We start from the raw sequence: 18,036 nt of genomic DNA on the forward strand, positions 1-18,036 counted from the left end.
CATAATCGCAGGAGTAACATCATGTTAGGTTGGGCCGTATTTTGTCTGGTCCTGGCACTGATCGCCGCCATTCTTGGCTTTGGTGGTCTGGCCGGAACCTTTGTTGGCATCGCCAAGCTTCTGTTCTTTGTCTTTATCGCGCTGTTTGCGATTTCGCTTCTGGTCAATGCACTGCGCGGCCGTCGTCCGCCAATGTAACGACGTAAAAGACAAGGCTCGGGCAAAAGATATCAGACTGCAGAAAGAAGGACGCCATCACGGCGTCCTTTTTGCGCATCCGGGAATTCGATATCGGTTGCATGGACGTGATCCAAACGCCAAAATATGCCTATAAACAACAACACGGGCGATTTGGCGCCCGATGATAGTCGGAGCAAACAGAAAGCATGTCTGTAATCGCAAAACGTCTTTTGGCCATGATGATGGTTGTCGGGTTTGGCTTGGCACTGGGCGCGTGCGAAACCGCCGAAGGCTTTGGCCGTGATATGGAAAATCTCGGCAAAACCATTCAGGACAGTGCTAGCGACTGAGTTTCACAGTTGACGAAGCTTGAAACCACCTAAGCCTTTTAGACAAAAAGGTGCACAAAAAAAGGAATAGCATCATTTCAGCAAACGCAATCATTCGTGAAAGCGCTCAGGGTATGTCCTCGGAGCAATTTGACGATAATTTTTTGCAAATAAGTCATTTTAAGAATTATCCGCAGATGTTGCCATTCGTTGGGCAAGGTTTTCCAGTTGCGGATGGACGAGGACTTCTACTGGTTGCGGAGAGCCATTATTTTCCCCGAAGTAGCACTGTTCATAAAAGTGCTCAATATTGGTACGAAGGCAACCAATTTAACCTTTCTTGTTGCGAGAGGAAGTGGATAAATACGAGGAAGATTTTGAGTAAAGAAAATGGGATCTGGCCAGCTGCAGGACATGCTATTTACAGAAATTTGAACGCGGCAATGATCAAAGCCGGATGGCATGATTGCAAAAACGCGTTTACCTATTTTTCCTTTATTAATGCTTATCAACGCCCAGCCGAGTATGGGCAGTCGATCAAGGCAGCGGAACAGGATATAAGGCTATCTCAGCGCATTTTGGAGCAAACCATATCGATCCTGAAGCCTGCTGAAATTATCTTTGTTTCAGCGAAGGCATTTAAGCGCTTTTCTTTGTCGATTGATCTTAAGACACACTGTATCCCTCATCCAGCCTCGATCTGGTGGAATAGACATTCAAAAAAGTATTGTGGGACAGGACAGCAAAGGTTTGTCGACAGACTCCGTATTTCCAAGAGCGTTATGTAGTGAAAATGTGAGATTTGTGAGGGAATGCTGTTATGGCTGACTGGACAGGGCAGGGCCGAGCCGCTAAATAGGGCAGTCCATCCGCCAGAATGGCGGGTGCCTTTATTCCGCGTTTTCCGGGTTGGAGAGATATGCAGACCGTTAACGATATCCGCACCACGTTTCTGGAGTTCTTCCGCAAGAACGGCCATGAAGTCGTTTCCTCCAGCCCGCTGGTGCCGCGCAATGACCCTACCCTGATGTTCACCAACGCAGGGATGGTGCAGTTCAAGAACGTTTTCACCGGTCAAGAGCATCGCGATTATTCACGCGCGACCACCTCGCAGAAATGCGTGCGTGCCGGTGGCAAGCATAACGACCTTGAAAATGTCGGTCACACCGCGCGCCATCACACCTTCTTTGAAATGCTCGGCAACTTCTCGTTTGGCGACTACTTCAAGGAAGACGCGATCGAGTTCGCCTGGAACCTGATCACCAAGGAATACGGTCTTCCCAAAGACAAGCTTCTGGTCACCGTCTATCACACCGATGACGAAGCCCACGGCCTTTGGAAAAAGATCGCCGGTCTGACCGATGACCGCATCATCCGCATCCCGACCTCTGATAACTTCTGGTCGATGGGCGATACCGGTCCGTGTGGTCCGTGCTCGGAAATCTTCTTTGACCATGGCGATCACATCTGGGGTGGCCCTCCGGGCAGCCCGGAAGAAGACGGCGACCGTTTCATTGAAATCTGGAACCTCGTCTTCATGCAGTACGAGCAGATGGCAAATGGCGAGCGTGTAGACCTGCCAAAACCATCGATCGATACCGGCATGGGGCTTGAGCGTATTGCTGCTGTCCTTCAAGGAAAGCACGACAACTACGACATTGATTTGATGCGCGCGCTGATCGAAGCATCGGCTGATGCGACCAATACCGATCCGGATGGTCCGCACAATGTGTCGCACCGCGTGGTTGCCGACCATCTGCGTTCGACCAGCTTCCTGATTGCTGATGGTGTCCTTCCGTCCAATGCCGGTCGCGGTAACGTTCTGCGCCGTATCATGCGCCGCGCGATGCGCCATCTGCACATGATCGGAACCCAGGATCCGGTGATGTATGAACTGGTCCCGGCACTGGTTCGCAAAATGGGCGGTGCATTCCCGGAACTGGTCCGTGCACAGGCACTGATCGAAGAAACCCTTAAGCTTGAAGAGCAGGGCTTTAAAACCATGCTTGATCGCGGTCTCAAGATGCTTGATGACGCGACTGATGGCATGGAAGCTGGCGCGACCCTTTCGGGTGATGTTGCCTTCAAACTTTATGACACCTATGGCTTCCCGCTTGATCTGACGGCTGATGCGCTCAAAGAACGCAAAATCGGCATCGATGAAGACGGTTTCTCGACCGCCATGGAAGAACAGAAGGCCAAGGCACGTGCCGCATGGTCGGGTTCGGGCGAAGCCGCGACCGAAGAAGTCTGGTTTGATATCAATGACCGTGATGGCGCGACCGAATTCCTCGGCTATGAAACCGAAACCGCCGAGGGTGTTGTTACCGCACTGATCAAGGACGGTGCCGAAGTCAAAGCCGCATCTGCTGGTGATGATGTTGCCGTTCTTGCCAACCAGACCACCTTCTTTGGTGAGTCCGGTGGTCAGCAGGGCGATACCGGTGTGATCAAAACCGAAAACGGCGCGATCATTGAAATCACCGACACCCAGAAAAAGCTCGGTGCCCTGCATGTGCATCTTGGCAAAGTCGTCGAAGGCGAGGTCAAGGTTGGCGATGCGGCTGAATTCCGTGTGGATCATTCCCGTCGCTCGTCGCTTCGTGCCAACCACTCGGCTACCCACCTGCTGCATGCTGTCATGCGCAAGCATCTTGGTGATCACGTCACCCAGAAGGGTTCCTTGGTCGCAGCGGATCGTCTGCGCTTTGATATCTCGCATCCGAAGGCCGTAACGGCCGAGGAAGCAGCGGTGATTGAGGCTGACGTTAACCGCCTGATCCGCGAAAACAGCGAAGTCTCCACCCGTCTGATGACCCCGGATGAGGCGATTGAGCTCGGCGCGATGGCGCTGTTTGGTGAAAAATACGGCGATGAAGTCCGCGTTGTGTCGATGGGCCTTCCGGAAAGCAACGAACACGCTTACTCGCTTGAGCTTTGCGGTGGTACGCACGTTAAGCGCACCGGCGATATCGGCATGTTCAAAATCGTATCCGAAGGTGCGGTTTCAAGTGGTGTTCGCCGTATCGAAGCCCTGACCGGTGCGGATGCAGCCAACTACATGTCAGCCCGTGAAAACGTTCTGGCCTCGGTCGCAGCCGATCTTAAAGCTGTTCCCGAAGACGTCCCGGCACGTGTGAAGGCATTGCAGGAAGAACGTCGTCGTCTGGAACGCGAAGTATCGGATCTGCGCAAGAAGCTCGCAACGGCCGGTTCCGGCGGTGCTTCGGGCGGTGATGCATTCAAGGAAGTGAATGGCGTGAAACTCGCCCTTCGCGCGCTTGATGGCATCCCGGCCAAGGAACTCAAAGGCATGGTCGATGAACTGCGCGATCAGATGGGGTCAGGTATTGTCGCACTGGTTTCTGGTGATGGTGGCAAGGCCTCCATCGTTGTCGGCCTGACCGAAGACCTGACCGCGAAATTCAGCGCGGTTGATCTTGTCCGCATCGGCGTTGATAAGCTCGGCGGCAAAGGCGGCGGTGGTCGTCCGGACATGGCTCAGGGTGGTGGTTCCGACCCATCCCAGGCCGATGCCGCACTGGCTGCCATCGAGGCGCATGTCGCTGGCTAAGCGACCATGAGACAAAAAGTCTGATTATAAAAAGGGCCCCAATCGGGGCCCTTTTCTTTTGTCTGATGAATGCGCGCGGATCAGTTTTGGATTGATTTTGGTGTACGTGGTCGCATGATGCGCCAACCCAAATTCATGCCTGCTGCAGCGATCAGGATGGCGATAGCGCCGATGATCTGGCCCATATCGGGGCGATAGCCAAAGGCAATCAGATCAACAACGATTGCCACCACCGGATAGATGAAGCTGAGTGATCCTTGCAAATGGGTCGGCAGTTTTTGAACTGCGCCATACATCAGCACATACATGATCCCAGTATGCACAACGCCAATCGTGATCAGGGCGCTCCAGCTTGCGGTTGTGTTTGGCAGATCGTGCAATTTCGCAAACGGTGCCAGCATCAAAATGCCAACACAGACCTGCACAAGGGCAATCAAATGTGGTGGTGTGCCCGAGAGTTTCTTCGTGATGATGGCCGCCGTCGCCCAAAAGAATGCCGCACCCAGCGCCATCAGAATGCCGCCCGCATAATCACTACCACCCACGCCACCACTTGGCTTTCCGGCAATGATCAGAAGCAATCCGCCAAAGGCAATGCCAAGCCAGATGAACTTGTTTGCCGTCAGTTTCTCGCCAAAGAAAACGGCACCAAACAGGACCAGCATGAAAGGCTGCGTGTTATAGACTGCAGTTGAGACTGATATTGATGCCATCGAATAGGACTGAAAAAGCAGATACCAGTTCGTAACGATCGCAATCCCGCCAAAGGAAGCCCAAAGCAGCATGCGCATATTCACAAGCCCGCGCAAAAGCCCCATCGCGCCACAGATCACCAAAAGTGCGGCCGCGCCAAATACACAGCGCCAGAAAACCACATCCATCGCCGGGCGGTCTGACATGACAACAAACCAGCCAATGGTGCCAAGGATTGTCATGGCAGCGGTCATTTCCGCCGTACCGCGCAATTGTTCATTCATCGGAAGCTCCGTCCAAAACGCTTGATCGGATTACTTTCCGCTTTTTACTGCGTGTTTTACATGGCTTGAGAAAGGTGGTTTCCCCATGTAGCCTGTTTAATCAAAGCTATTTGCGGAAATTTCCGGGATTTGTAAGGTCATGGATGAAATCGATCAGAAGATTTTAAAAATCCTGATGCGCGATGCCCGCATTTCGCAAAAGGAACTGGCGGCCAAAGTTGGCCTGTCTGCACCTGGCGTCGCAGAACGTGTGCGCAGACTTGAAGAACGTGGCGTCATTCGCGGTTTCACCATTGATGTTGATCCCGAAGCCTTGGGCTACCCGCTTCAGGCTATCGTGCGCATTCGCCCGCTACCCGGAAAGCTGCATATCGTTCAGCAGCTTATTTCCGAAATCCCGGAATTTGGCGAATGTGACAAGGTGACCGGCGAGGATTGCTTTGTTGCGCGGCTTTACATCCGTTCGATGAAAGAACTGGACGGTTTGTTGGACCAGATCGTTGATAAGGCAGAAACCAACACGGCAATCGTCAAATCAAAGCCGGTTGAACGACGCATGCCGCCGTTATCGGCCAAATAAGGCTTATACCAGCGGCAAAAAGATATCCGTAATCGCCTCGTGTGCCGCGACGTCGGGATAGAACGCCACGCGCTGGAAAAACAGCGGGAAGTCGCGGGTGGTTTCACCGCTTTGGGGCAGCCAGTCGCGGTAAAGCCTAAGCGCACTTTCGCCCAGCATCTGGTCACTGCCGATATGGCGCAGTCTGGCGCATCGCCCGGCCGGGATGGTCAGGGAATAAAGGCCCGTGGCTGCATCATCAGCAGTTAGCTTTTGGTTGGTGGCAACCGCCAGTCCCATTCGGAAATCTTCGGGCGGGGTATCATCGGGATTGCACCAGATGATGTTAAACGTCGCATGCTTTGACGGATGCAGATGATGTGTTTTGCGCCAGGCGATGAAGCTCTGGATGGTTTCTCCGATCCGCTCAGGCGGGCCGACATGATCAAGGCATGCGGTCTCGGTTTTGGGGAAATCAAGAATGGTGACATCGGCAGTTTGGGTGGTTGGCATGGTGCTTTTCCTGACCTGATCAAGCATGGCATAGGGCTTTTGCCAATCATCCCAGTTGGGCTTTGCCCGGAACTCGGTCGGGCTTTGATCATGGATCTGGCGAAAGGCGCGTGCAAAGGCCTCTGGCCCCTCATACCCGGCATCAAGTGCGATCTGAAGCACCGGTGTATTTTTGCGAAAGGCAAGGGTGTGGGCGGCACGGCGCATGCGGATCAGGCGGATATACTGACTGACCGCAATGCCAAACAGGGCGGTGAATTGCCGATGAAAATGAAAGGGTGAGTAGGCGGCAATACTTGCCAATTCCTCGACCGGAAGCGGTTGGTCAGCATGATCATCGATATATCGGATCACCCGATCAAAGCGCTTTTGTAAATCGGTTTTCATCGTCGCGTTCACGGTATCTTTCATCCTTTGACCAACGGGTGTCCTGGCAATTTGGTAATGCCTGTGATCTTGCCTGGGTCTGCGCGCCAATACCTGACCGATCTTGCGGTATTAATCAGAAATCATCGCGTCTGGTGGATGTCGGGTGGCAAAGGCGGCCAATTCATCGATAAAGACCCGCTGGCGTTTGGGCATGAATTCGGTGTCGTGCCAGACGACATAGAAATCGCGCATCTCGGTCTTCCAATCGGGCATGATCGGCACCAGCGCGCCGGATTTCAAATGATCAGCAATGATGTTATGGGCGAATAACCCAATGCCATGACCCGCGCGCACCATATGGATGGCAAGCTCCATCTCATCAACATTGAACCGGCCATGGGCGGCAATGCTTTCCTCGGCCCCGGTTTGCGGATGATAAAACCGCCAGGTTAGAAGCGGGCGCGATATGATCATGTCATGATTGGCCAGATCATCAGGTGACGTTGGGTTGCCACGTTCAGCGATATAGCTTGGTGCGGCACAGGGCACCAGCCACGTGCCGGCAACCCGTCGTGCCATCAGGGAATTTTGCGTCTGCTTGCCAACCCGGATTGCGACATCAAAGGGAAAGTCTTCTTCGGGCAGCAGCGCATTGGAAAGCGTTAGGTGCAGATCAATGCGCGGATAGCGTTTCATGAAATCAGAAAAGAATTCCGGCAGCCAGTAATTGGCCAGATTGACCGGAAGGGCCAAGCGCAAAAGCCCGACGCATTCGCTTTGGCGCTGATCGATTTCTTCAAGCTGCAACGATAGCTCGGCCATGATCGGATTGATCCGGTCGTAATATTCCTTGCCCGCCTGGGTCAGGGTAAAGCCGCCACCACCGCGCTCCAAAAGCTTTGCACCAAGGGCAGTTTCAAGCTTCTGCAAACGGCGGCTGAGTGTTGCGACCGGGATGCGCATCTGCACCGCACCACGGCGCAGGCTCCCGGCTTCGACAAGGCGGGCGAAGATCGCCAGATCATCAAGATGATTTAGGTGTTCCATTTTTGAGAATTTCTATTTCAATAATTTGATCTATTCCCAAAAACAAGAATAGGGAATGTTTGGTGTCAATGACAGACCAAACTATGAGGACGCTTATGTTTCCCCCTCAAATGCAACGCTTCGTGTTTTCGTTTTTCATGTCGCTTTGGCTGTGCTTCCTGATGACCGGGATAGTCACACTGATCAATACCGGCATTGATGCGAACTATCCGGTGCGCTGGGCCAATGCCTTTATCGTCGCATGGCCGATTGGTTTTACCCTTGTTCTGCTCAGTGCCGGAACGGTGGGCAAAATCACATCACGCCTTGTGCGACAGACAGCCTGATAGACAAACTTTCTGATCCCCCGGTCGCGCCACCAAGCGATTGAAACAGGCCCGGTGTAACATCGCCGGGCCTGTTTTTTCATGTCAGACATCTGGGTTTTCAAGGGCTTGGCTAAATGCCGAGCAACCCGTGAGTGTTCGCGTGACCCTCCCATGCAAAATGGTTGCTTGTTGATTTTCAAAAAATGAACCAAATTCGATTTTACGTCATAAATGATCCATCAGATGGAAGATCGATTGACCATGGTCGCGCAAAACCGCATGGAAAAACGCCAGAAACGCGAAGAACTGATCCTTGACGGGGCCGGTGAACTGATCGCTGATCTCGGCTTTTTCGAGCTCAAGATGTCCGATCTGGCCCGGACCTGCGGCATTTCGGTCGGCACTCTTTATGGCCATTTCGCCAGCAAGGAAGATCTTCTGATCGGGCTGGCCGTTATGGCCGGGGCAAAGCGCGCTGAGAAATTTGACATTGCGCGCAATCACGATGGCAGTGCGATTGAAAAATACATCATCGCCAATCTGCTGGATCTGAGCTTTTCCATCGAACATCCGCAATTGTTCGAGGCCGAATATCTTGCCCTTGCGCCATCGATCTGGAAACGTGCTACCTATGCCCGTCATCAGGCCCAGCTTGATCAGATCAATGCCATCACCACCATGTTTCAGAACTTCCTGACCGAAGGCGAGGCCGAGCTTGGCATTGCGTCCGATATGACCAGCCGCAGCCGTAACCTTAATCTTGGCAGTTGGGGGTTGGGATACGGGATCAATGTTTTGGTGCTGTCGGAAATCACCGATCGCCATTACGGGCAGGAGCTTCGCAAAAATGCGCTCAATATCCTGTGTGATGGTCTGGCCGATCTTATGATTGGTGCGGGTTGGCAGGTTGACGATGCCCGTCAAAAGGTCCGCGCACTTGCCGCCCAATATGCCGTCCCCGATATCCGTTTTACCGGATTTTAGGCATCCACCATCGCCCCGAGTTCTCGCACCTATACCCTCGCACCACCACAGCGAACTAACACGATAAACGCCCCACGGAGTACCCCATGTCGCAGGAAAACAAGGCAATGTCGGCAGTCTTTATGACTGTCCTGTTTGGCTTTGCCGGTTTCAGTCTTCCTTACCCGGTTTTCGGCCCGATGTTTTTGAAACCCGAACTGGGTTTCCTTGATCCATCCGTGCCCGAACAATACCGAACGATCCTTTTGGGTGTTGCGATGGCGCTGTATCCGATCGGGCAGTTTATCGGGGCACCGTGGCTTGGGCGTCTATCGGACAAGGTCGGGCGCAAGCCTGTTTTGATGGCATCCCTTTTTGGGGCGGCCAGTGGCTATATCGTGGTTGCCATCGGGGTGGCCAATGCCAACCTGCCAATGGTGTTGATTGGCCGGTTTGTGTCGGGTCTGTGCGAAGGCAATATGGCGATTGCCCAATCGATCGCCTCAGACATCAGCAAGCCTGAAAACAAGGTTCGTAACTTTGGCCTGATCACGGTTGCGATCAATGTTGGCTGGATCATTGGTCCGTTGATGGGCGGCTTTTTCTCCGACCCGTCTATTCATCCGTCCTTTAACGTTTCCTGGCCGTTCTTCTTTGCTGCGGGCATGTATGGCTTCAACCTTTTGGTCGTGGCCGTCATCCTGCATATCCCGGAATATGCCCGCCGTCGTGGCCGGGCGAGTGATGATGAAGCCGTGCCGACCCGGTCGGTTTGGGCGACCCTGACTGACCCGGTATTGTTGCCGGGCTATGCGGTGTCGTTCTTTAGCTACGTCGCGATCTATTTGTTCTTCTGCTTCTTTGGGGTTTACCTCGTGCAGAATTACGACGTGACCAGCAGTTTCCTTGGCATGTGTTCTGCCATCATATCCATTCCGCTGATCCTGGCCGGACTGACGGTGGAACGTGCGCAGCGTCCGATGGGCTTGCGCGGTGTTGCCATCCTTGGCCATTTGCTTCTGGCGACTGGTCTTGTGACCTTTGTTCTGCCCGAAGGTCTGGTGTGGATTTTCGTGCCGATGTGTCTGGCGGCATTCGGGATTGCATGGTGTGAAGTTACCACCAGTCTTTTCATCTCCAACGGCGCAGGTGCACATGAGCAGGGACAGGCACTTGGCATTTATCGCTCGGTGCATGTTCTTGCAGAAGCTGCCGCCGTTTTGATGGGCGGTGTGTTGGCGGGGCTTAACAGTGACTTACCCTTTATCGTTGGTAGTGTTGCCTCGCTGATTTGCGTTGTTGGCATTCTGGGCTGGGTTAAAAGCCGTTCTGCTGAACCGGCTGGAGCGAAGGCAACGGCCTCCGCCAGCTGATCACAAAGACATTACGCCTCATAAGCAAACGCCCGCGTCACATGCGCGGGCGTTTTGCGTTTCAGTCTGGCTCTGATCAGATCGCGACTGGTGTCAGCGCCGCATGATTTATGAGTGCTGTTGCCTGATCGCTTCCCTTGCGCTTGGCATCGGGAAGTTTTGCCAGCTCATCGGCAAGGGCGCGGATGTCTGCAAGGTCGTCGATCTCATCACAAATCTCCATCACCCGACCCCAGATCGCGTCATGATCCATGCCGCCCATCACAGTCAGGGCAATGGCACGGTTAAGCGTTGCCTGGGTGTGTTCCGGGTCTTGCGACAGGATTTGCTCAAATGCCTCGAACGCTGCGATCAAATGGCCCTCGCGCAGATTGATCACACCCAGATCGTTTGATGCAGTCAAGGAGGATGGATCAATGCGCAGAAGCTGCTCCACCGCGCGACGTTCGCTTTCGATATCGTCATTCGCCCGATGGCAGGCCGCCATCAGCCGGTGAATGGTTTCTGATCCCGGATTATGATGTCCTGCGGTTTGAAGGGCAGAAAGTGCAGCTTCATTGCGCTCAAGCGCCAATAGGGCCTGACCGCGGAGCGTAAGCAGTTCCGGGTCGGTCGGGTTGGTACGAAGCACGATATCGACATGGTTAAGCGCCGCACGCGGATCATCATTTTGCAAAAGCGCGCGTGCAATGTGATGCAGGCAGTCTTCATGGCCCCCATCAGATTGCAGCACGGTGCGATATTCGCCGAGTGCTTCGACAATCGAACCTTTTTCATGGAGTGCACGCGCCAAGCCAAACCGCACGTCCAGATTCTCCATATCTTCGCCAAGTGCCTGACGCAGCATATTGATCGCCGCATCAAACTGTCGCCTTTTCAGGGCTGCAAGCCCCATATCAGAAAAGGACATTGCATTCATCGGTAGTCTCCCAATCCATAACGGTTCCGTTGATCGGACCCTTAGATTTATCGATTAACGATGGGATTATAGTGCCCGAACCGTTCATTACCACCCTTATGTCATATGGGGATGGGAAGGTTTGGTTACGCGGTAGGATATCTTAAAACGCAAAAGGCCCCGGCGCGTGCCGAGGCCTTTGAATGCATCAATAAGGCAGCATAATTTAGAGCATCAATCCAGATAGGTTGCCCGAATGAGGTCTTCTTTTTCTTTCGACCATGAGATGACGGTCTCTAGATTGCTTTTCCAAAGCTCCGTTCCAAACTGACGATCATACGTAAAGGCTTCTTTGGGTTCGAAGTCCGGGAGCATCTCCTGAGCGGATTGGCGAAAATCAAAGCCGTATGCCACATTCAGAAACTTGTTTTTGCGCACCACGCGATAGAACGAATAAAGCATTGTCTCAGGGCGCTTGATGTTATGCGTCGTAAGGTAGCTTTCCGTCTGACTGAAGTGAGCCTGTTTCGCTGCTGCAAAGTCGGTGTCGAGTTCCTGAACACGCACGCAACCTTGGTTGCCAAATTCCTGATTTGAGGACTTCTCATGATACAGGTCCCCTTGCTCTGCATCACACGAACCAGTTGCGATAAAGCCGTAGCGCATACCTGTTTCTAAAGCTGTCGAATAGAAAACAAGACCGTCAAGCTTGTTGTCTTGGCCGATACGGCCCAGCACGACCGAGCCGAATGCTTGATAGCTATTATTGCGGTCGATTGTTTTCCCCATAACGGTCCAGTTTCCTGGCGGCAAATAGATTTCACCTTGCTCCGAGGAGATGTTGCCGGAAACGACGGACCCGACAGGCATTTCAGTTTCAAATTTATCGACAGCAGTAACGCAACCGGCCAGTAATGCCGCAGTTGCTAGAACGACGAGTTTTTTGATCATTATGTGTCCCTTTCCTCACGTCTGACATTGGTTTTAAGTGTCTGTAAGGAAAGGGTAAACTATCCAAAGAAAGAGGGAGGTGCTCCATCGGATAGGTTGAGTTGTTGTGATCAGTCAAAGAAACGACTGGTTAGCGATGCTTCATAGGCGCGCGCCCATTCAATGACAGTTTCAAGATTTCGTTCGCGTGCTTCATCGGAATGGGCAGATTGAAATGGCACGGATTGCGCCGGTGCATAGTCGGGGATCATGGCGTTCGCACGCTGGCGGAAATCAAAACCATAGCTTACCGAGATCGCCTTGCTGTCATTGGCGAGCCGGAAGGTGGCAAAATACATGGTATCGGGGCGGATGACATTAGATTGATCAAGGGTTTGCGTGGCGATTGAAAGATGCTGGCCGCGCAGATTGTCAAACCGGGTGATCAGTTCATTGATCGCAAGACACCCCTTTACGTTGGCATCGGTGCCAGACACTGGCGCGAAGTGCAAAGCATCCTTGTTGCGTTCGCACCAATCGGTGACTGATGATTTCGTCGAGACTGTCAGGAAGATCAATCCATCGAGATGTGAATTGTCATCTTGGTCTTTGCCAATCCTGGCCAGCACGAATTGCTCAGAGGTATCATTTTCCGGGCTGTCTTCGCCGATCAGTGTCCATTCACCACCTGGCAGGGCAACAGCACCCGATGCGGTATCAAACTGATCACTCATGCTGCTGGCCGTAATGACCGTATCGCTTGCTTTGGTGGCGGGAGAGGCCAAACCCATTAAGCCCAAGATCGTTAAAGCCAGCAGCAGTTTTCTGATCATGTGATGCCCAAGAAGTTTGGGGACGCCTTATGAAACGTCTCCGGTTGGTTTGGTGGTGTGTCCTTGGCTTAAAGCTTATGGATCATTTTGACTTCCATGAAGTCCTCAAGCCCAAACAGGCCACCTTCACGACCATTGCCCGATTGTTTGTAGCCGCCAAACGGGCTTCCGGCGCGCGGGAAGGAACCGTTCAAAAGCACCATGCCCGCACGCAGTTTGCGCGCAACACGGTTTGCCTTTTCCTGATCAGGTGTCTGGATATAGGCGGCAAGACCATAGGGCGTGTCATTGGCAATGTTGATCGCTTCTTCTTCGGTATCAAACGGAATGATCGAGATTGCCGGGCCAAAGATTTCTTCACGCGCAATGCGCATATTGTTGTTCACATCAGCAAAGATCGTCGGTTTGACGAAATAGCCCTCATTGGTGCCATCGGGCTTGCCAACACCGCCAACCAAAACGGTGGCACCTTCGTCGATACCGGCCTGAATAAGTAATTGCACGCGGTCAAATTGGATGTGGCTGACAAGCGGGCCAATGTGATCGCCCTCCTTGGTCGGGTCGCCAACCGATGCTTCTTCGCCAACGCGTTTGGCGACCTTAAGCGCCTCGTCATAGATCGAGCGCTGTACCAACATCCGTGTTGGTGCATCGCAGGTCTGGCCGGAATTGTTGAAAACCGCGTTTACGCTCCATGAAATGCGGTCTTCGATATCGACATCGTCAAATACGATGTTTGGCGATTTCCCGCCGAGCTCAAGCGTCACCCGTTTGATGTTTTCCGCTGCATCACGCGAAATCGCCTTGCCCGCCCGGGTTGATCCGGTAAACGACATCATGGAAATGTCGGGATGCTGCGAAAGCGTTGCCCCGGCAACCAGACCAGCCCCCTGCACAAGGTTAAAGGCCCCGGCTGGGAAACCGGCCTCGTGGATCATTTCGGCATAAAGAACCGCATTGAGCGGGGTGAATTCGGATGGTTTAAGCACACAGGTGCAGCCCGTTGCCAATGCCGGAATGACTTTCAGAACAATCTGGTTGATGGGCCAGTTCCACGGCGTGATCAGGCCGCAAACGCCAATCGGCTCACGCAAAAGAAGCTCCCCATTATAAAGGGTCTCTTCGGTTTTGAGCTTTTTCAGCGCGACGATGAAGTCTTCAAGATGGGCCGTACCCGACGATGCCTGTTGTTCGTGGGTCATTGTGGTTGGCGCGCCAAGTTCGGCGGTGATGGTATCGGCCACTTCGGAATAGCGGCGCTTATAAATCGCAAGCAGGTTTTCAAGCCAACCAAGGCGTTGCTCAACCGTCGTTTGGCTATAGGTCACAAAAGCACGTTTGGCCGCGGCAACCGCAAGGTCGACATCTTCTTCGCTGGCCAGCGTGATTTGCGTGATGACCTGTTCGGTGGCCGGGTTGATGACGTCCATCTTCTGAGACGAAATCGGCTCAACCCATTTGCCATTGATGTAATATTTGCCTGCGTTTTCCATTGGAAATCTTCCTGATCATTTGGTGGTGACGGTCCGGGGCATGGGGCGGATTTAAATGCCTGTGTTCAGGTCCGTGTGCTTAGCCAGTTTTTGATAATCTCGCGGTGGCGGTCGCCGTTATAGCTGGCGAAATGTCCGCCATGAACGATACGGACCGGCAAGTCATAAAGCCGTTCCATTGATCGCACGTAATCTTTTGCATTCGCGTGATAGGTGTCTTCGATCAGCGGGCCATCATAAACAATATCACCGGAAAACAGGATGCCAGTTGCCGCTTCCCAAAGCGCAATGCCGCCCGGTGAATGGCCCGGTGTGTGGATCACTTCAAAATGCCGATCGCCCAGATCAATCACATCGCCGTCGTCAACAATGCGCGTTGCCGGGGCGGCCCTGACCGCATAGGTGGTTGAGGCATAAGGGGCAGGCGGTAGTTTTGTGAAAATCTCGTCGGTCACATAGGGATCGGCCAGTGTGTTTTGGCGTGTTGGTGCAGCCAAAAGATCCGCTTCGCAGCGGTGGCAGACACGGCTTTCAAACTCATGATGGCAGCCGATATGATCGAAATGGGTGTGGCTGGCAACTGCCTGAACCGCGCGCTCCGTTACAAGCGGCACCCATTGGGTCAAGGACACAACACCCATCCCGCTATCGACCAGCATATCACCATCGCGTCCGCGCACATGCCAGATGTTGCAGCGATAGAATTCCTCGATAAACGGCTCGCCGATATAGGTGACGTCATCGCCAAGTTTTTTCAGACTGTACCAGTCTTCGGGCTTTGCGCGATCCGTGCTCATTATGCTGCGGCCTCAAGCTGTTCGCGGCTCGGATGGCCGGGCAGGATAACAACCGATGCGGGATCAAGGGTCAGTTCGACCCAGGCACCCGGTTCAATGATTGCCGATTGCGGCATGTGGGCGGTGATGATCCTGTTGGGGTAATCGACCGGGCTTACATGGGCGCGGTGATGCGTGCCAAAGAATGAACCGTCTTCCACCTTGGCCTTGCCAAGGGTAATGCGCGGACCGGTTCCGGTGCTGGCGCGGAAATGTTCCGGGCGAATGGCAAGGGTGACCGCGGTGCCTTTGGCAAAGTCTGCGCTGCCCATCGCGGTCTTGGGCAGCTCCACGGTGCCAAGGGCGGTTTTGACCGTGGCCTGATCATCGTCAATTGCCTCAAGCGTTCCGGGGATGAAATTAACCTCGCCCATGAAGCTTGCCGAAAACAGGGTCTTGGGTCGCATATAGATATCTTCGGGCCGTCCGACATCTTCAATTTTACCGGCATTCATCACGACGATGCGGTCTGCAATCGCCATGGCTTCTTCCTGATCATGGGTGACATGAACAAACGTGGTGCCGACGCGTTTCTGGATGGCCTTAAGTTCATCCTGCATTTGACGACGCAGTTTCAGATCAAGCGCACCCAAAGGTTCATCAAGCAAAAGCACATCGGGCTCAACCGCCAAGGCACGGGCAAGGGCAACGCGCTGGCGCTGACCGCCGGAAAGTTCGTGGGGCTTTTTGTTGGCCGATGTCTTGAGCCCGACCATGTCCAGAAGTTCTTCGGCCTTGGCATGGCGTTCGGACTTTGCGACTTTGCGCATCTTAAGGCCAAAGGCGACATTGTCGCGAAGCGTCATATGCGGGAACAGGGCGTAGTCCTGAAACATCGTGGTGGTCGGGCGCTTGGATGGCGGGACCTGGCCCATGTCACGCCCGGCAATTTCAATCACGCCCTTGGTCGGCGACAGGAAACCGCCCAGAAGCGAGAGCAAGGTGGTCTTGCCGCAGCCCGACGGACCTAAAAGGACAATGAATTCACCAGCGGCAATTTCAAGGCTGACATCATCAAGGGCGGTGAAATCGCCAAAAATCTTGGTGGCATTACGGATCGATACTGGGGCGGTCATTTCTTTGCCGTCCTTCTAAAGACAATCAGTTCAAGGAGAAGCAGCAGCGCAACCGATACAAGGAAGACAACACTTCCGACCGCGTTGGTTTTCGGGTTCAGGCCCGAACGCAACATGCTCCAGATTTCAACAGGCAGGGTGACGTCAAAGCGCGACAGCAAGAAGGCAATGATGAATTCATCCCAGCTAAACGTCACCGACAGGAAAAAAGCCGCCAAGATCGATGGCATCAACATCGGGGCGGAAACCTGTGTCATGACCTGCCATTCAGCAGCCCCCAAATCACGTGCTGCCCGTTCGATGTTTTTTTGATGGTCGCCCATCGATGCGTAAATGATGGCAAAACACAGTGGCAAATTGATCACCACATGGCCAACACCCACCGTCCAAAGTGACAGCGACACACCCACCCAGTTAAAGGTCGACAGCAATCCAAGGGCAATGATCAGGTAACTGACCGTCATGGGCGCAACCAGAAGCCCGCGCTGTAACCGCGACGCCGGAAGGATATAACGTGCCAACCCGTACGCCGCACAAAAGCCCAGCACACAGGCAACCGTGGAGGAGCCGATGGCTACGATCAATGAATTGCCAAGGGCCGACATCAGCCGGTCATCGGCAAACACCTCGCCATACCATTTAAGGGTGGCACCATTAAACGGCGGAACAGGCAGGCGGCCATCCTGAAATGAAAACAGCACCAGAACCGCAACCGGCAGGAAGATGAAGCCATAAAGCGCAATCAGATAGGCCCATGACAGCGTTTTGGAAATGCGTGAGGAAATCATGATCACGTCCTTTCCATCTTAAGCCAGCGGGCACAACTGATATAGGCAAGGGTGACCACCACCATCAAAATGATCGAAAGGGTCGCTGCCATCGGGAAATCAGCCCGCCTGCCAAGCTGCAACATGATGACCTGGGGCAGGGCAAGTTCATTATTGCCGCCCAAAATCTGCGGGGTGATGTAATCACCAATACATAAAACAAAGGTCAGAAACGCGCCAACCATGATACCCGGCAAGGTAAGTGGCAGGACAACATGCCAAAATACCTGAAACCCGTTGGCGCCAAGATCGGCCGCAGCCCGGCGATAGTTTGGCGGCATCTGCACCAGATTGGCATAGATCGTGAGTGTCAGGAGCATCACAAAGAAATGCACAAATCCGATAACGGTGGCTGAGCGGGTGCTGGCCAATTCAAGCGGTTCGGCAATTACGCCAAGATATAAAAGCGCGTTATTGATCACGCCATTTTTCGCCAGAACCAGAAGCCATGAATAGGACCGCACTACATAGCTCGTCCAGAACGGCAGGATCGCCATGATCAGCGCCATGCGTTGCCATTTCTGCGGTACGCGTTCGGCAATGATCCATGCCAGTGGATAGGCAAGGATCACGGAGATGATGGTGACCGTAAAGGTGATCTCAAGCGAGACAAACAGGCCCTTTAGCAAATGGGCCTTTTCAAAAAACGTGATGTAGTTATCCAAATTCCAGGTCATGACGATGTCGCGGCCCTTGCGGGTGGCAAGGCTGATCGCGGCCATGACAAGAAACGGGATCACGAAAAACGCGACCGTCCACAGCAATGCCGGGGTGACAAACCCCCATGCGCGGCGGTTCTCGCGTGTTTCAAGGGTGACTTCAGCCATCACGGTGTCCTTTGTCGGCAACACGCGCGCAATAGGCCCGCGCTGATGCGTGTTGTCAGTCGATGACGTGGGAGTGGGGCGCCGTCTTAATGGCAAGCTTAGCGCATATCGGGACCATTGCCCC

19 protein-coding genes are annotated in these 18,036 nt (G+C 53.6%); 8 read left to right on the plus strand and 11 right to left on the minus strand.

Translation table 11 applies throughout. The features are described 5' to 3' along the window. The first annotated feature begins 21 nt into the window (after positions 1 to 21). From ACMZ66_RS10605 to alaS, 4 genes are all read left to right on the plus strand, one after another. On the plus strand, positions 22 to 198 hold the full coding sequence (locus ACMZ66_RS10605) for a DUF1328 domain-containing protein (protein ID WP_416937149.1): 177 nt from the start codon (positions 22 to 24) through the stop codon (positions 196 to 198). A 188-nt stretch (positions 199 to 386) separates the two neighbouring features. Further along, a complete protein-coding gene (locus ACMZ66_RS10610) occupies positions 387 to 530 on the plus strand; it encodes an entericidin A/B family lipoprotein (protein ID WP_416937151.1) in 144 nt (47 codons plus the stop codon). Positions 531 to 886: 356 nt separating this feature from the next. After that, positions 887 to 1,297: a hypothetical protein gene (locus ACMZ66_RS10615; RefSeq protein ID WP_416937153.1), complete on the plus strand. Its 411-nt coding sequence runs from the start codon at positions 887 to 889 to the stop codon at positions 1,295 to 1,297. Between the two features lie 131 nt (positions 1,298 to 1,428). Then, positions 1,429 to 4,083: an alanine--tRNA ligase gene (alaS, locus tag ACMZ66_RS10620; RefSeq protein WP_416937155.1), complete on the plus strand. Its 2,655-nt coding sequence runs from the start codon at positions 1,429 to 1,431 to the stop codon at positions 4,081 to 4,083. An 80-nt stretch (positions 4,084 to 4,163) separates the two neighbouring features. Here the strand turns inward: alaS and ACMZ66_RS10625 are convergent, their stop codons facing one another. Then, on the minus strand, positions 4,164 to 5,060 hold the full coding sequence (locus ACMZ66_RS10625) for a DMT family transporter (RefSeq protein WP_416937157.1): 897 nt from the start codon (positions 5,058 to 5,060) through the stop codon (positions 4,164 to 4,166). 139 nt (positions 5,061 to 5,199) lie between these two features. Between ACMZ66_RS10625 and ACMZ66_RS10630 the strand changes: the two genes are divergently transcribed. Continuing rightward, positions 5,200 to 5,640, plus strand: coding sequence for an Lrp/AsnC family transcriptional regulator (locus ACMZ66_RS10630; RefSeq protein ID WP_416937159.1), 441 nt, complete (start codon positions 5,200 to 5,202; stop codon positions 5,638 to 5,640). A 3-nt stretch (positions 5,641 to 5,643) separates the two neighbouring features. Here the strand turns inward: ACMZ66_RS10630 and ACMZ66_RS10635 are convergent, their stop codons facing one another. Continuing rightward, positions 5,644 to 6,531 carry an AraC family transcriptional regulator gene (locus ACMZ66_RS10635; protein WP_416937161.1) on the minus strand — a complete coding sequence of 296 codons (888 nt, stop codon included), beginning with the start codon at positions 6,529 to 6,531 and terminating at the stop codon, positions 5,644 to 5,646. 99 nt (positions 6,532 to 6,630) lie between these two features. Beyond that, entirely contained in the window at positions 6,631 to 7,548 is a 918-nt protein-coding gene (locus tag ACMZ66_RS10640; protein ID WP_416937163.1) for a LysR family transcriptional regulator, read from the minus strand. A 95-nt stretch (positions 7,549 to 7,643) separates the two neighbouring features. On the opposite strand from ACMZ66_RS10640, the gene ACMZ66_RS10645 reads away from it, so the two are divergent. From ACMZ66_RS10645 to ACMZ66_RS10655, 3 genes are all read left to right on the plus strand, one after another. Then, positions 7,644 to 7,874 (plus strand): DUF2798 domain-containing protein, encoded by a 231-nt coding sequence (locus tag ACMZ66_RS10645; RefSeq protein WP_416937165.1) that lies wholly within the window; start codon positions 7,644 to 7,646, stop codon positions 7,872 to 7,874. A gap of 225 nt (positions 7,875 to 8,099) precedes the next feature. Then, positions 8,100 to 8,840, plus strand: a complete 741-nt coding sequence (locus ACMZ66_RS10650) for a TetR/AcrR family transcriptional regulator (protein ID WP_416937167.1) — start codon at positions 8,100 to 8,102, stop codon at positions 8,838 to 8,840. An 86-nt stretch (positions 8,841 to 8,926) separates the two neighbouring features. Then, a complete protein-coding gene (locus tag ACMZ66_RS10655) occupies positions 8,927 to 10,192 on the plus strand; it encodes an MFS transporter (protein WP_416937169.1) in 1,266 nt (421 codons plus the stop codon). A gap of 76 nt (positions 10,193 to 10,268) precedes the next feature. Here ACMZ66_RS10655 and ACMZ66_RS10660 read toward each other — a convergent pair whose 3' ends face one another. From ACMZ66_RS10660 to ACMZ66_RS10695, 8 genes are all read right to left on the minus strand, one after another. Then, positions 10,269 to 11,111, minus strand: a complete 843-nt coding sequence (locus ACMZ66_RS10660; RefSeq protein ID WP_416937171.1) for a tetratricopeptide repeat protein — start codon at positions 11,109 to 11,111, stop codon at positions 10,269 to 10,271. 213 nt (positions 11,112 to 11,324) lie between these two features. Further along, positions 11,325 to 12,041, minus strand: a complete 717-nt coding sequence (locus ACMZ66_RS10665) for a hypothetical protein (protein WP_416937173.1) — start codon at positions 12,039 to 12,041, stop codon at positions 11,325 to 11,327. Between the two features lie 110 nt (positions 12,042 to 12,151). Then, positions 12,152 to 12,754, minus strand: a complete 603-nt coding sequence (locus ACMZ66_RS10670; protein WP_416937175.1) for a hypothetical protein — start codon at positions 12,752 to 12,754, stop codon at positions 12,152 to 12,154. 167 nt (positions 12,755 to 12,921) lie between these two features. Then, positions 12,922 to 14,346: an aldehyde dehydrogenase family protein gene (locus tag ACMZ66_RS10675; RefSeq protein ID WP_416937177.1), complete on the minus strand. Its 1,425-nt coding sequence runs from the start codon at positions 14,344 to 14,346 to the stop codon at positions 12,922 to 12,924. Between the two features lie 65 nt (positions 14,347 to 14,411). Beyond that, a complete protein-coding gene (locus ACMZ66_RS10680; protein WP_416937179.1) occupies positions 14,412 to 15,143 on the minus strand; it encodes an MBL fold metallo-hydrolase in 732 nt (243 codons plus the stop codon). Then, the gene (locus ACMZ66_RS10685) at positions 15,143 to 16,258 is read right to left on the minus strand and encodes an ABC transporter ATP-binding protein (protein WP_416937181.1); all 1,116 of its coding nucleotides are present in this window, start codon (positions 16,256 to 16,258) and stop codon (positions 15,143 to 15,145) included. The genes ACMZ66_RS10680 and ACMZ66_RS10685 overlap by 1 nt, the downstream gene beginning before the upstream one ends. Next, positions 16,255 to 17,046 carry an ABC transporter permease gene (locus ACMZ66_RS10690; protein WP_416937183.1) on the minus strand — a complete coding sequence of 264 codons (792 nt, stop codon included), beginning with the start codon at positions 17,044 to 17,046 and terminating at the stop codon, positions 16,255 to 16,257. The genes ACMZ66_RS10685 and ACMZ66_RS10690 overlap by 4 nt, the downstream gene beginning before the upstream one ends. A 2-nt stretch (positions 17,047 to 17,048) precedes the next feature. Next, on the minus strand, positions 17,049 to 17,912 hold the full coding sequence (locus ACMZ66_RS10695) for an ABC transporter permease (RefSeq protein ID WP_416937185.1): 864 nt from the start codon (positions 17,910 to 17,912) through the stop codon (positions 17,049 to 17,051). Positions 17,913 to 18,036: the final 124 nt, after the last annotated feature.

It is taken from the genome of Thalassospira sp. (genome assembly GCF_048059015.1).
Classification (GTDB): Bacteria; Pseudomonadota; Alphaproteobacteria; order Rhodospirillales; family Thalassospiraceae; genus Thalassospira.

Excerpts from the sequence above, each read along its gene's own strand:
- ACMZ66_RS10640 (WP_416937163.1), bottom strand. The coding sequence starts at position 7,548 with ATGGAACACCTAAATCATCTTGATGATCTGGCGATCTTCGCCCGCCTT.
- ACMZ66_RS10625 (WP_416937157.1), bottom strand. The coding sequence starts at position 5,060 with ATGAATGAACAATTGCGCGGTACGGCGGAAATGACCGCTGCCATGACA.
- ACMZ66_RS10670 (WP_416937175.1), bottom strand. The coding sequence starts at position 12,754 with ATGAGTGATCAGTTTGATACCGCATCGGGTGCTGTTGCCCTGCCAGGT.
- ACMZ66_RS10655 (WP_416937169.1), top strand. The coding sequence starts at position 8,927 with ATGTCGCAGGAAAACAAGGCAATGTCGGCAGTCTTTATGACTGTCCTG.
- ACMZ66_RS10645 (WP_416937165.1), top strand. The coding sequence starts at position 7,644 with ATGTTTCCCCCTCAAATGCAACGCTTCGTGTTTTCGTTTTTCATGTCG.
- ACMZ66_RS10630 (WP_416937159.1), top strand. The coding sequence starts at position 5,200 with ATGGATGAAATCGATCAGAAGATTTTAAAAATCCTGATGCGCGATGCC.
- alaS (WP_416937155.1), top strand. The coding sequence starts at position 1,429 with ATGCAGACCGTTAACGATATCCGCACCACGTTTCTGGAGTTCTTCCGC.
- ACMZ66_RS10675 (WP_416937177.1), bottom strand. The coding sequence starts at position 14,346 with ATGGAAAACGCAGGCAAATATTACATCAATGGCAAATGGGTTGAGCCG.
- ACMZ66_RS10660 (WP_416937171.1), bottom strand. The coding sequence starts at position 11,111 with ATGAATGCAATGTCCTTTTCTGATATGGGGCTTGCAGCCCTGAAAAGG.
- ACMZ66_RS10610 (WP_416937151.1), top strand. The coding sequence starts at position 387 with ATGTCTGTAATCGCAAAACGTCTTTTGGCCATGATGATGGTTGTCGGG.
- ACMZ66_RS10695 (WP_416937185.1), bottom strand. The coding sequence starts at position 17,912 with ATGGCTGAAGTCACCCTTGAAACACGCGAGAACCGCCGCGCATGGGGG.
- ACMZ66_RS10680 (WP_416937179.1), bottom strand. The coding sequence starts at position 15,143 with ATGAGCACGGATCGCGCAAAGCCCGAAGACTGGTACAGTCTGAAAAAA.
- ACMZ66_RS10605 (WP_416937149.1), top strand. The coding sequence starts at position 22 with ATGTTAGGTTGGGCCGTATTTTGTCTGGTCCTGGCACTGATCGCCGCC.
- ACMZ66_RS10690 (WP_416937183.1), bottom strand. The coding sequence starts at position 17,046 with ATGATTTCCTCACGCATTTCCAAAACGCTGTCATGGGCCTATCTGATT.
- ACMZ66_RS10665 (WP_416937173.1), bottom strand. The coding sequence starts at position 12,041 with ATGATCAAAAAACTCGTCGTTCTAGCAACTGCGGCATTACTGGCCGGT.
- ACMZ66_RS10685 (WP_416937181.1), bottom strand. The coding sequence starts at position 16,258 with ATGACCGCCCCAGTATCGATCCGTAATGCCACCAAGATTTTTGGCGAT.
- ACMZ66_RS10650 (WP_416937167.1), top strand. The coding sequence starts at position 8,100 with ATGGAAGATCGATTGACCATGGTCGCGCAAAACCGCATGGAAAAACGC.